Annotated in this window: 11 protein-coding genes; 6 read left to right on the forward strand and 5 right to left on the reverse strand. The window is 65.5% G+C overall.

Annotated elements, in window-relative coordinates; translation table 11 throughout:
* Nucleotide 1: 1 nt before the first annotated feature.
* Complete coding sequence (locus L5876_RS12715; RefSeq protein ID WP_236956733.1) at nucleotides 2–3,118, forward strand: efflux RND transporter permease subunit; 3,117 nt, start codon at nucleotides 2–4, stop codon at nucleotides 3,116–3,118.
* Here the strand turns inward: L5876_RS12715 and L5876_RS12720 are convergent.
* Nucleotides 3,115–4,836: a formate--tetrahydrofolate ligase gene (locus L5876_RS12720; protein ID WP_236956734.1), complete on the reverse strand. Its 1,722-nt coding sequence runs from the start codon at nucleotides 4,834–4,836 to the stop codon at nucleotides 3,115–3,117. The genes L5876_RS12715 and L5876_RS12720 overlap by 4 nt on opposite strands.
* 353 nt (nucleotides 4,837–5,189) lie before the next feature.
* On the opposite strand from L5876_RS12720, the gene L5876_RS12725 reads away from it, so the two are divergent.
* Genes L5876_RS12725 through fghA form a run of 3 tightly spaced genes read left to right on the forward strand, consistent with a single transcriptional unit; the run spans nucleotide 5,190 to nucleotide 7,539 of the window.
* The gene (locus tag L5876_RS12725) at nucleotides 5,190–6,302 is read left to right on the forward strand and encodes an S-(hydroxymethyl)glutathione dehydrogenase/class III alcohol dehydrogenase (RefSeq protein ID WP_236956735.1); all 1,113 of its coding nucleotides are present in this window, start codon (nucleotides 5,190–5,192) and stop codon (nucleotides 6,300–6,302) included.
* 11 nt (nucleotides 6,303–6,313) lie between these two features.
* A complete protein-coding gene (locus tag L5876_RS12730; RefSeq protein WP_236956736.1) occupies nucleotides 6,314–6,694 on the forward strand; it encodes a VOC family protein in 381 nt (126 codons plus the stop codon).
* Complete coding sequence (gene fghA, locus L5876_RS12735) at nucleotides 6,694–7,539, forward strand: S-formylglutathione hydrolase (protein ID WP_236956737.1); 846 nt, start codon at nucleotides 6,694–6,696, stop codon at nucleotides 7,537–7,539. Before L5876_RS12730 ends, fghA begins: the two co-directional genes overlap by 1 nt.
* Here the strand turns inward: fghA and L5876_RS12740 are convergent.
* Entirely contained in the window at nucleotides 7,536–8,183 is a 648-nt protein-coding gene (locus L5876_RS12740) for a YARHG domain-containing protein (protein ID WP_236956738.1), read from the reverse strand. The two genes, fghA and L5876_RS12740, sit on opposite strands and share 4 nt — an antisense overlap.
* 200 nt (nucleotides 8,184–8,383) lie before the next feature.
* On the opposite strand from L5876_RS12740, the gene L5876_RS12745 reads away from it, so the two are divergent.
* Together L5876_RS12745 and L5876_RS12750 are read left to right on the forward strand one after the other, a co-directional pair.
* Nucleotides 8,384–8,668 (forward strand): hypothetical protein, encoded by a 285-nt coding sequence (locus L5876_RS12745; RefSeq protein ID WP_236956739.1) that lies wholly within the window; start codon nucleotides 8,384–8,386, stop codon nucleotides 8,666–8,668.
* Between the two features lie 82 nt (nucleotides 8,669–8,750).
* On the forward strand, nucleotides 8,751–9,671 hold the full coding sequence (locus tag L5876_RS12750; protein ID WP_236956740.1) for a glutaminase: 921 nt from the start codon (nucleotides 8,751–8,753) through the stop codon (nucleotides 9,669–9,671).
* Nucleotides 9,672–9,698: 27 nt separating this feature from the next.
* Here L5876_RS12750 and L5876_RS12755 read toward each other — a convergent pair whose 3' ends face one another.
* The 3 genes from L5876_RS12755 to L5876_RS12765 all read right to left on the reverse strand — a co-directional run bounded on the left by L5876_RS12755 (nucleotide 9,699) and on the right by L5876_RS12765 (nucleotide 11,809).
* Nucleotides 9,699–10,127, reverse strand: coding sequence for a DUF1330 domain-containing protein (locus L5876_RS12755; protein WP_236956741.1), 429 nt, complete (start codon nucleotides 10,125–10,127; stop codon nucleotides 9,699–9,701).
* A 102-nt stretch (nucleotides 10,128–10,229) separates the two neighbouring features.
* Entirely contained in the window at nucleotides 10,230–10,496 is a 267-nt protein-coding gene (locus L5876_RS12760) for a hypothetical protein (RefSeq protein WP_236956742.1), read from the reverse strand.
* 146 nt (nucleotides 10,497–10,642) lie between these two features.
* Complete coding sequence (locus L5876_RS12765) at nucleotides 10,643–11,809, reverse strand: hypothetical protein (protein ID WP_236956743.1); 1,167 nt, start codon at nucleotides 11,807–11,809, stop codon at nucleotides 10,643–10,645.
* Nucleotides 11,810–11,886 lie beyond the last annotated feature (77 nt).

Raw genomic sequence — 11,886 nt, forward strand, 5'->3', positions numbered from 1 at the left:
CATGCCGTCTTCCGGCCAAGCGGGCTGGTCGATCGCCCGCCTTTCCATCGAACGCCCCGTCCTGACCTGGATGGTCGTCCTGTTCTGCCTGCTCGGCGGACTGCACGGCTTCTTCAATGTCGGGCGGCTGGAAGACCCGGCCTTCACGATCAAGGAGGCGATCATCTTCGTGCCCTATCCGGGCGCGACCGCTTTCGAGGTCGAGGAAGAGGTCGTTGAGCCGCTGGAAACGGCGCTGCAGCAAATGTCCGAACTGCACGAGATCCGCTCGGAATCCTCGCCTGGAATGGCGGAAATCCACGTCGTCATCGAGGACACGTTCGACGGCACCGAATTGCCGGGGATCTGGACCGACATGCGCGCGCGGGTGCGCGATGCGATGTCGAGCCTGCCGCCGGGGGCCGGCGAACCGATCGTGTTCGACGATTTCGGCGACACGTATGGAATCTTCTACGCGGTCACAGCGGACGGCTATACCGACCAGCGAATCCGGGATGTCGCGCGCATGCTGCGCCGCGAACTTCTTGTCGTCGACGGGGTCGCCAGTGTCGCGGTCGACGGCGAGCCGGAAGAGCGCATCTATATCGAGGTGCCGCAAGAGGAACTCGCCCGGGTGGGCCTGTCCTACGAGCTCTTGCTGCAGGCAGTGGGAACGGAGAATGCCGTCGTCAGGGCGGGTGCGGTGCCGATCGGTGACCGCTATGTGCGGATCGACATTCCCCAGACGCTCGGCGGCGTAGAAGCGATCGAGAACCTGCTGATCAATCCGGGCAATGGCCGCCAGGCGATCCGCCTGTCGGATGTGGCAACGGTACGGCGCGCGCCGGTCGAGCGGCCGACGAATCTGATCTACCACAACAATGTCCGCGCCTTCACGATCGGGGTGGCGGGACAGGCCGACGCGAACATCGTCGATGTCGGCCATGCCGTTGAAGCCCGGCTGGAGGCGTTACGCAGCGATCTGCCGCTCGGCTTCGACCTGCATCCGGTCTATCAGCAGCATGTCGTCGTCAATGACGCGATCGACGCCTTCCTCATCAATCTGATGATGTCCGTCGCCATCGTCGTCATCGTCCTGATGATCTCGATGGGCTGGCGCGCGGGGCTGACGGTCGGTTCGGTTCTCTTCCTCACCGTGCTCGGCACGCTCTTCTTCATGGAATTGTTCGCGATCGAGATGGAGCGCATCTCGCTCGGCGCGCTGATCATCGCCATGGGCATGCTGGTCGACAACGCCATCGTCGTGACCGAGGGCATGCTGACCGGGGTGGAGAAGGGCGAACGACGTCTGGAAGCCGCCGAGAAAGCGGTGAAGAGCACGCAGTGGCCGCTGCTCGGCGCGACGATTATCGGCATCATGGCCTTTTCCGGCATCGGCCTGTCGCCCGATGCGACGGGAGAATTCCTGTTCTCGCTGTTCGCGGTGATCGGGATTTCGCTGCTTTTGAGCTGGGTGCTGGCTGTGACCGTCGTGCCGATGGTCGGCTTCCACCTCTTCTCGGCCCAACGGAAAAAGGCCGAGGCTGAGGGCACGGAGGCAATGAGCGAAGCGACGCTTTATCGCGGTCCGCTGTTCGCGCTCTACCGCCCGGTGATCGGATTCGCCTTGCGGGCGCGCTGGATCGTCCTGGCCGCGCTGATCGGGGTGACGGTGCTGTGCTATGCCGGCTTCGGCGCGGTGAAGCAGTCCTTCTTCCCGCAGACCGGCACGCCGCTCTTCTTCGTCAACATCCTCTATCCGGAAGGCACGGATATCCTGACGACGGACGAAGCCGCACGCGAGATCGGCGCCTTCATCGGCGAACAACCCGAAACCGTCCAGTACGACACCTATGTCGGCGCGGGCGCGACGCGATTCATGCTGACCTACAATGCCGAACAGCCCTCTCCGGCCTATGCGCAGGTCGTGGTCCGGGCGCAGACGCTCGAACAGATCGAGCCGATGGGTCAGCGCATCCTGGAGCATGCGCGCACCACGCACCCGGATGCGGAGATCCGGATCGACCGGATCGTGTTCGGTCCGCCGACCGGCGCACAGCTGGAAGCGCGCATTTCCGGTCCGGACACGGCCGTCCTGCGGGCGCTGTCCGAGGAGATGCTGGAAAGGCTGAACACGCAGACCGAATTCGTCGATCTGCGCACCAACTGGCGCAACCAGATCAGTGTCCTGCGTCCGATCATCATCGAGGAACGCGCTCGAACGGCCGGGGTTACCCGCCAGTCCATCGCCGACATGATGAGTTTCGCGACCGAGGGCGCGCGGATCGGCGTCTTCCGCGAAGGCGAGGAGCTGATCCCGATCATCGCGCGCGCACCGGAAAGCGAACGCGAGGATGCGGGCAATCTCGAAGACCGGCTGGTCTGGAGCCCGGCGCAGAGCGCCTATCTGCCGCTGAACCAGGTGGTGTCGCGTTTCGAGCTGGTGTCCGAGGAGGCGCTGATCCAGCGCCGCGACCGGGTGCGGACCATTTCCGTCCAGGGCAATCCGCGCCCGGGACAGACGGCGGCGGAAGCCTTCGTCCAGTTCAGCCAGATCGCCGAATCCGTGCCCCTGCCAGCCGGCTATTCGCTGGAATGGGGCGGCGAGCACGAGGGGTCGCAGCGCGCCAACGAATCGCTGGGCCAGCAATTGCCGCTTGCCCTCCTTGTCATGCTGACCATCTCCTTCGCACTATTCGCGAAAATCCGTCAGCCGCTGATCATCTGGGCGATCGTGCCGATGGCGGTGAACGGCGTGGTGATCGGCCTGCTGGTGACGCAGGTCGCGTTCAGCTTCACCGCCCTTCTGGGCCTGCTGTCGCTGTCGGGGATGCTGATCAAGAACGCGATCGTTCTGGTTGACGAGATCGACCAACGCATCGCGCGCGGCGACGACCGCTTCACGGCGGTGCATGACGGCGCGATCAGCCGTCTGCGCCCGGTAATGCTGGCGGCAGTGACGACGGTGCTGGGCATGGCGCCGCTGATCTTCGACGCCTTCTTCCAGGCCATGGCCGTGACGATCATCGGCGGACTGACCTTCGCGACCATCTTGACGATGGTCGCTGTGCCGGTGCTCTACGCGCTCTTCTTCGGCATCAGGCCCAACAAGAAAGCCGCCCCTGAAACGGCGTCCTAGGACAGGCCGACAATCTCGCCATCCGCGCCAAGCCTTATGTCCAGCGCGGCGGGGTGACGGGGCAGGCCCGGCATGGTCATGACGTCGCCGCAGATCGCGACGACGAAGCCCGCCCCGGCCGAGAGCCTGGCTTCGCGGACGGGCAGGACATGGCCTTCCGGCGCGCCAAGCAGGGTCGGGTCGGCGGAGAAGCTGTACTGCGTCTTGGCGATGCAGACCGGCAGGTTCGCAAAGCCCAGCGCCTCGAACTCGGCGAGGCTGCGTTCCGCCCGCATCGAAAGCTGAATGCCCGCTGCGCCATAGATGCGCCTGGCCACCGTCTCGATCTTGGCAGCGAGCGGCAGATCATCCGGATAGATCAGCTTGAAATCCGGCGCCGGACCCTCGAGCGCGTCGATCACGGCTTCGGCGAGCGGGATCGCGCCCTTGCCGCCTTCCGCCCAGTGTTTCGACACCGCCATGCGCGCGCCGTGCGCGTCGCAGATGTCCTGCACGGCGGCAATCTCGTCCTCGGTGTCGCCCGTGCGGTGATTGACCGCGACAACCAGGGTCAGGCCGAATTGCTGCAGATTGGCGATGTGGCGGGCGAGATTGACCCCGCCCCTTGTGACGGCATCGGCGTCGGGCGTGCCGAGCTCGTCCTTCTTGCGCCCGCCCTGCATCTTCAGCGCCCGGACCGTACAGACCAGGACGACGGCATCGGGTTTCAGGCCGGACTGACGGCATTTGATGTCGAGGAATTTCTCCGCGCCGAGATCGGCGCCGAAACCGGCCTCGGTGACGACGATATCGCCGAGCGCCAGGGCGGACTTCGTCGCGATCACCGAATTGCAGCCATGCGCGATATTCGCGAACGGGCCGCCATGGATCATCGCCGGGGCGTGTTCGATCGACTGGACGAGATTGGGCTGGAAGGCGTCCTTGAGAAGGACCGCCATCGACCCCGCAGCGCCGATATCGCCGGCCGTGACCGCCGCGCCTTCGGGCGTGAAGCCGATGATCATGCGGGCGAGACGCGCCTGCAGGTCGTCCATCGATTCCGCAAGGCAGAAGATCGCCATGACCTCGGATGCAACGGTGATGTCAAAGCCCGCCTCGCGTGGCACGCCGTGAGGCTGGCCGCCGAGACCGACAATGACATTCCTGAGCGCGCGGTCATTCATGTCGAGCACGCGCTTCCAGCTGACACGGCGGGAATCGAGCTCCGGTTCCAGCCCCCAGTGGATGTGATTGTCGATCATCGCGGCGAGGAGGTTGTTCGCCGCGGTGATGGCGTGGAAGTCGCCGGTGAAATGGAGGTTGATGTCCTCCATCGGCAGGACCTGCGCCCGTCCACCCCCGGCCGCGCCGCCCTTCATCCCGAAGCAGGGGCCAAGCGAGGGTTCGCGCAGACAGGCGATCGCCTTCTTGCCGAGCCGGTTCAAACCGTCATTGAGACCGACGCTTGTCGTCGTCTTGCCTTCGCCCGCCGGGGTCGGCGTGACGGCGGTGACGAGGACGAGCTTGCCGCGCGGCCTGTCCTTCAGTGACGCGATATGGGCGTGGGAGAGCTTCGCCTTGTAGTGGCCGTAAGGCACGAGCGCCTCGGCCGGAAGGCCCAGCTTTTCCGCCATCAGCGGCAGGATCGGGCGCATCGGCGCGGCGCGCGCAATCTCGATGTCCGGCGCGCCGGGCGGGGGCAGATTGTCGTGCGCTGGCGTTTGCGGGGCGTCCTTCATGGGCGGGCTCCGTTGGATAGGGCGCGGCGTGCCGGGGATACGGCCCCTGACGGGACCGGATTCGGATCGGATGGTCAGCTTCGCGGGTGGGCGCGCGGGGATCAAGACGGGAGTTGCCTCTCGCAGACGCGCAATGCCTTCCCTTCTCCCCTTTTTGAAGGGGAGAAGCTGGCCTGAAATGCCGGATGAGGGGTTCTGCTCTGACATCGCGAGCGAAGCGCACGCCCCCTCACCCCTGACCCCTCTCCCCCAAATCGGGGCGAGGGGAAGCTCTGTTGGCTTCATTTCCACGGGTGGAACGCCGCGCATTCCGGCCTATGCTCCAGGCCAAGTGATTTGCCCGGAGAAACCGAATGAAAACCCGTGCTGCCGTCGCCTTCGAGGCGAAGAAGCCGCTCGAAATCGTCGAACTGGACCTTGACGGCCCGAAGGCGGGCGAAGTGCTGGTCGAGATCATGGCGACGGGCATCTGTCACACCGACGCCTACACGCTCGACGGCTTCGACAGCGAGGGCATCTTCCCCTCCATTCTCGGTCATGAAGGCGCGGGCATCGTGCGCGAAGTCGGCCCTGGTGTGACCAGCGTGAAGGAAGGCGATCACGTCATCCCGCTTTACACGCCGGAATGCCGCCAGTGCAAAAGCTGCCTCAGCCAGAAGACCAATCTGTGCACCTCGATCCGCGCCACCCAGGGCAAGGGGGTGATGCCCGACGGGACGAGCCGGTTCAGCTACAAGGGCCAGACGATCTTCCACTATATGGGCTGTTCGACCTTCTCGAACTTCACCGTCCTGCCCGAGATCGCGGTCGCGAAAATCCGCGAGGACGCGCCGTTCGAGACCAGTTGTTATATCGGCTGCGGCGTCACCACCGGCGTCGGCGCGGTGGTCAACACGGCCAAGGTCGAGCCGGGCGCGAATGTCGTCGTCTTCGGGCTCGGCGGGATCGGCCTCAACGTGCTGCAGGGCGCGAAGATGGCCGGGGCGGACCGGATCATCGGCGTCGACATCAATCCCGACCGCGAGGCATGGGGCCGGAAATTCGGCATGACGGACTTCCTCAACACCAAGGGGATGAGCCGCGAGGACACGCTCGCCAAGCTTCTGGAAATGACCGATGGCGGGGCGGACTACACGTTCGACTGCACCGGCAATACCGAGGTGATGCGAACCGCGCTGGAGGCCTGCCACCGCGGCTGGGGCGAGAGCATCATCATTGGCGTGGCCGAGGCCGGCAAGGAGATCGCGACGCGGCCCTTCCAGCTGGTCACTGGCCGGGTGTGGAAGGGCACGGCCTTCGGCGGCGCGAGGGGCCGGACCGATGTGCCGAAAATCGTCGACTGGTACATGAATGGAAAGATCCAGATCGACCCGATGATCACCCACACGCTCAAGCTGGAAGACATCAACAAAGGCTTCGACCTGATGCATGCGGGCGAAAGCATCCGCAGCGTGGTCGTTTACTAGGGGAAAGACCGATGTTCAGCCATGTGATGCTCGGCGCCGACGATGTCGCCGCCTCGAAGGCCTTCTACGACGCCGCGCTCGGCGCGCTCGGCATTCCGCCGGGGGTGATGGACGAGAAGGGCCGCGTCTTCTACCGCACCGACCGGGGCACGTTCGCCCTGTCGAAGCCGATCGACGGCCAGCCCGCGAGCTGTGCCAATGGCGGCACGATCGGCTTCTTCGCCAAGACGCCGGAACTGGCCGATGCCTTCCACGCCGCCGGCCTCGCCCATGGCGGCACGGCGATCGAGGACCCACCCGGCTATCGCGGTGAACCGCCGGTCTTCTACCTCGCCTATCTGCGCGATCCGGCCGGCAACAAGATCTGCGCGCTGCACCCGGTCCGGACGTAATGCCCCTCACCACCAGGTCCGAAACGAAATCCCATGGCGGCGTGCAGGGCGTCTACGCCCACGCCAGCAAAGAGACCGGGACGGAGATGGTGTTCTCCGTCTTCGTACCGGAGCACAGACCGGGCCAGAAACTGCCTGTCGTCTGGTATCTGTCGGGGCTGACCTGCACCCACGCCAATGTCACCGAGAAGGGCGAGTTCCGCGCCGCCTGCGCCGAGCACGGCCTGATCTTCGTGGCGCCGGACACCAGCCCGCGCGGCGCAGGCGTGCCGGACGATTCCGAGGGCAGTTACGACTTCGGTCTGGGCGCCGGTTTCTACGTCGACGCAACAGAAAGACCGTATGCGGAATATTACCGCATGCGGTCCTATATCGAGCGCGAACTACCCGATCTGATCGGCGCGAACTTCCCTGCCGACATGGCCCGCCAATCGATCATGGGCCACTCCATGGGCGGGCATGGCGCGTTGACCATCGGCCTTCACAATCCGGAGCGGTTCAAGGCCGTCTCGGCCTTCGCGCCGATCGTCTCGCCGCTCAACTGCCCGTGGGGCGAAAAGGCGCTAACCGGCTATCTCGGTCCGGACCGGTCGAAGTGGCGGGATTACGATGCCTGCGCGCTGATCGTAGACGGCGCGCGCATGGCGGACATCCTCGTCGACCAGGGCGAGGCGGACAATTTCCTGAGCGAACAGCTGAAGCCGGAGCTTCTGGAACAGGCCTGCGCCGGGACCGGCATCGACCTGACGCTGCGGCGCCAGCCCGGCTACGACCATTCCTATTATTTCATCTCGACCTTCATGGCCGAGCATCTCGCCTGGCATGCCGAGCGGCTGAAAGCCTAGTTCCGCCGCGCCTCTTCGGCCGCGATGAAGGCGACATTCGCCGTCTCGATCGCGCTCAGGCGCGGCTCGCCGTCACGCGGGACATACCATTCGCGCGCTTCGAACCAAGCCTGAAGCTGCGGGTCGGAGAAGCGCCGACCGTGCCGGGCGAAGATCTCGTTGCGGGCGATGCGCAACTCGCTCAGCGACAGGCCAGCGAGATCGTCTGCGGTCAAAGACCGCTTGTCGGAATCCGGCAACAGGAAGTCGGGGCCGGGACCGGGCGACCCAAAGAAGAGCAGCAGGTTTTCCAGTTCGTCCGCGCGCGTTTCGGTCCGCGTCATGCGGCAGGCCGGGGCGATCAGGTCGTCGGGCATATCGCCCCAGGGCAGGGCGCGGCCCCATTCGCACTGGGCGTCGCGCCAGCCGATCCAGGCCGATTGCGCCTCGCCCAGCAGCCGCCGGTCATGCCGGGAGGGCTGTGCATCGAGCAGGCGCGTGAAGGCCGTATCCATCCGGGCCGTCTGCCGGGCGTCCTCGTCAAAATAGCATTGCGCGACGGCTGCATCGCCCTGCGCGCGATCGAGACAGGCATCGAAATCCGGCGATTCCGCCAGTGCCGCACCCGTCACCAAAGCCAGACTCACCCCAAGCCAAATACGCATCGCGCCGCCTCCGTGATGAATTTGCCGGCACCCCGGTCTACGGGATCATGCCGCGTTCCGGTTCGCTCCGCGAGCGCCGAAAGTGTCACACCCCCTGGTGGGCAGGCGCTTACCCCGGAGGTCATGACCTTTTGCCAGGTCTTTCAACCGGTCCGGTCCGGCGGCAGGATCGCGCCGAGTGGCCGAGGGACAGGATTGTCATGATCATCACCATGCTGACGTTGACGCTCTGGGTTCAGGCGGCCGACGCACCGCCCGCGCCGGCGCGGGATCCGCTGAGCCAGCAGGCGCAGGGCCTGCGCCGCACCACCACTGCAGATCCCGGACGAAGCGAACCCGAGACTCTGCAGGAAGAGGCAGAACTGGAGCGCGAGGACAGCGGCGAGAACCAGATGCAGGCGACCGGCGACGAGGCCGGCCCGGTGCGCCGCCAGCGCGGACCGGTCGACCTTCGCCCGGTCCGGCAACCCGATCCGGACGCCTGACCGCGAAACACCGTCCGGACCGCGGTTTGTCTTCACGCTGTGAGACGTTCAGTCTGGCCGCTGGAAGCCGCGCGAGTCCGCCATGAAAGACATCCAGCCCCTGCTCGACGAGATCGCCGAAGCGGTGAAGCCCGAATTCGGCAAGGGCAAGGTCGCCGACTACATCCCGGCCCTGGCGCGGGTGCCGGCGGACCGGTTCGGCATGGCGGTGTGCGGGGTCGACGGCCGGGAGTGGCGCACGGGCGACGCGCTGATGCCCTTCTCGATCCAGTCGATCTCGAAAGTCTTCACCCTGCTGCTGGCGCTGGAGACCGTCGATCCCGACGCGTTGTGGCTACGGGTCGGGCGGGAGCCCTCGGGCACCCCGTTCAACTCGCTGATGCAGCTGGAGAATGAGGGCGGGATTCCGCGCAATCCCTTCATCAATGCCGGGGCGCTCGTCGTCACCGACGCCATCGCCGCGCATTCGGCGAGCCCGGTGCCGCACCTCCTGAACATGGTGCGCCGCTTGTCCGGCAATCCGGGCGTGATCATCGACGAGGAGGTCGCACGGTCCGAAGAAGCACACGGCCACCGCAATGCCGCCATCGCGCATTTCCTGAAGGCGCAGGGCAATCTGAAATCGGAGGTGACGCGGGTGCTGCACCTCTATTTCCGGCAATGCGCCATCGCCATGTCGGCGATGGACCTGGCCCGCGCCTTCCTGCCGCTGGCGAATGAAGGCGTGATCCCGGCGAGCGGTGAACAGCGCTTCCCGCCGCTGCGGGTGAAGCGGGTGAATTCCATTCTCCTGACCTGCGGGCTCTATGACGGGGTCGGGAATTTCGCCTTCCGCGTCGGCATACCGGCGAAAAGCGGGGTCGGCGGCGGCATTGTCGGGGTCATCCCGGGCAAGTTCTCGGTCTGCGTCTGGTCGCCGGAACTCGACAGTCTCGGCAATTCGCATGTCGGTACGGCGGCGCTCGAATTGTTCACCCGGAAGACGGGTCTTTCCATTTTCTGACGACCCGAAGTCCGGCAGCGTCTTCCTTCAGCGCAATACCTCGCCAAAGCCGGAGCCCGGACTGGCGGGCTGCATGCGGATCAGGCGCGAGGTCTCGACCGCCGCCTGGCGATGTTTCACGGCTTCGCGGTAGACCGGGTCGCGGACCATTTCCACGAAGGCGGCGACGCTCGGATATTCCGCGATGAAGGCGATATCCCAGCTTTCATCGGACGGGCCGATCAGCACCATCTCCGGCTTGCCGACCCAGACCTGGCGTCCGCCCAGCCGGGCGAAGACCGGGCCGCTTTCCCGCGCATAGGCCCGGTAGGCCTGTGCGCCGGTCACGTCCCGCCCGTCCTCATAGGCGGCCTTCTTACGGAATTTCACCAGGTTCAGCATGTGAACCGGACCCGCGCGGTCCATCTCGCGAAAGCGGGCGAAATCTTCTTTGGACGGGTCGATATAGGCGGTCATAAGGCGTCCCTCGGTGGCGATGGCGGGGACACAATGACATGCCGACCCACCGGGTCCAGACCCTGTCAACGCGGTGGCATACCGACGAGGAGAGGGTTGCCGTTAGAGCGGGAAGTCGCGCTCCGGGTCGATTCCCGCGCTCTCAAGGAATTTGCGAACCGAGCGCACCTCATCCTTCGGCAGGCTGTGATGAGCGTGATGGAAGCTGGCGGTGTGTCCGTTCAGCGAGACCGAAAATTTCGCGCCGCTGCGTTCATGCAGCTCAGCGCCCAGATCGGTCAGAACGTGCTCTACATCCGAAGGCGCGAGATTGGCCGGCTCGGGATGTGCAAAAATGGCGTGCAGCGTCTTGCGGTGTTTATGGTTCATCGTAGGCCTCCCCTTGGTCCAGACACCCACGCTAGCCCTGATGGCTCGATCGCGCGATGCGGCGAATTGGCCTGAGCCATTGGTAGGGTTGGCGGTTCAGCAAGCACCACAACAAACAGCGCCGGTCCCTCGGTGAACTGGTACCTTCAGAACGCATAGCCCAGCATCAGCCAGATCCGGGTGCGGTCGGCCGGACCGGCGGATCCACCTTCGAAGAAAGCTGCTTTGGCTTCGACCGTAAGCCCGTCGCCCAGCGGCAGGGCGGCCGAGAGGTCGAGTTCGTGGCCGAAGTCGAGATCCCCGTCATCCGAAGCGAAGTCGTGAACCGCACCGCTCAGCGTGAGCCCCTCGATCCCGGCGACGGGATAGCTGGCGCGCAGATAGGCATCGCGCAGACCTTCAGCCGGTGTGGTCAGGAAGGCGTCGGCCCAGCCCTGGAATTTGTGCAGCGTCGCGAGTGGCGTCTGGAAGCCGGCCGTGCCGTCTCCTCCGAGTATTTCCATCCCGCCGATCAGCTGGCCGGGACCAATCTGACGGCCGAGTTCCAGCCGAACATAGTCGAGAGCGAAACCTCCCGGCTGGTTCGCGTAATCGCTTTGCCGCGCATAGCCGGCGCGCCAGGACCAGCCGTCTCGCTGTCCCGCCAGCCGCGCGCCGATCGTCCGGGAGGACAGGCCCGGCGCATTGTCCAGATCGAGCCAGAGCCCGTACACGGCGAGCGTGCCGATACCGGTCGTTGCCCGAAGCTCGGCGAGGTGGGAGTCGCTCTCGAAATGCCCCAGAGGGTGATCGGAACCGAACAGCCTGTTGACCCGGCCGATCCAGGCATAGTCGAAGCCGACGCGGCCGTCGCCGCCGAGTGTGAGACGGACTCCGTCAAAGCTCTGGCTGTTCTGGCGGAAGCCGACCGTGCCCACGAAGCGCTGGTCGTCGAGATTGATCCATTGCCGGCCCAGCGTGAGGGATTGCCCGTCCTCCCCCTGCCATGACAACTGCAGCCGGTTCAGTTCCGCCGCGTCGGGATCGGCGATGACGGGATAGCCGGGTCTTGCCGTGATCGTATCGGAATAGGTGCCCGCGAGCCCGGCGATGAATTCGCCCTCGGCGAGGAGGCTCCAGCCCTCGCGGCGCGGCGTCTCGAAACCCGCCCGGGCATGGATCGTCAACGCATCAGCGGTGTGCGCAAGCCCGTCCTGATCGGCCAGTTCATAGCGCAGACGAAGATCAAGAATGATCGCGTCCTCCAGGACAGACGGCCCTGGGTCATCAGAGACGACCAGCGCGAGAGCGGAGACCAGCGAAAGCGCGAGCATGGGGAGTGTCCTTTTGTCCTCTTGGCAGGCTCGATAGCGCCCGCCAGTCAGGTGCGTGTTGCGCTGGCGCAAAAGCG

Source organism: Hyphobacterium sp. SN044, assembly GCF_021864465.1.
In the GTDB taxonomy this organism is placed as follows: domain Bacteria; phylum Pseudomonadota; class Alphaproteobacteria; order Caulobacterales; family Maricaulaceae; genus Hyphobacterium.

Coding starts and splice junctions, on each gene's coding strand:
- L5876_RS12725 (WP_236956735.1), top strand. CDS start 5,190: ATGAAAACCCGTGCTGCCGTCGCCTTCGAGGCGAAGAAGCCGCTCGAA.
- L5876_RS12750 (WP_236956740.1), top strand. CDS start 8,751: ATGAAAGACATCCAGCCCCTGCTCGACGAGATCGCCGAAGCGGTGAAG.
- L5876_RS12765 (WP_236956743.1), bottom strand. CDS start 11,809: ATGCTCGCGCTTTCGCTGGTCTCCGCTCTCGCGCTGGTCGTCTCTGAT.
- fghA (WP_236956737.1), top strand. CDS start 6,694: ATGCCCCTCACCACCAGGTCCGAAACGAAATCCCATGGCGGCGTGCAG.
- L5876_RS12715 (WP_236956733.1), top strand. CDS start 2: ATGCCGTCTTCCGGCCAAGCGGGCTGGTCGATCGCCCGCCTTTCCATC.
- L5876_RS12755 (WP_236956741.1), bottom strand. CDS start 10,127: ATGACCGCCTATATCGACCCGTCCAAAGAAGATTTCGCCCGCTTTCGC.
- L5876_RS12730 (WP_236956736.1), top strand. CDS start 6,314: ATGTTCAGCCATGTGATGCTCGGCGCCGACGATGTCGCCGCCTCGAAG.
- L5876_RS12760 (WP_236956742.1), bottom strand. CDS start 10,496: ATGAACCATAAACACCGCAAGACGCTGCACGCCATTTTTGCACATCCC.
- L5876_RS12745 (WP_236956739.1), top strand. CDS start 8,384: ATGATCATCACCATGCTGACGTTGACGCTCTGGGTTCAGGCGGCCGAC.
- L5876_RS12740 (WP_236956738.1), bottom strand. CDS start 8,183: ATGCGTATTTGGCTTGGGGTGAGTCTGGCTTTGGTGACGGGTGCGGCA.
- L5876_RS12720 (WP_236956734.1), bottom strand. CDS start 4,836: ATGAAGGACGCCCCGCAAACGCCAGCGCACGACAATCTGCCCCCGCCC.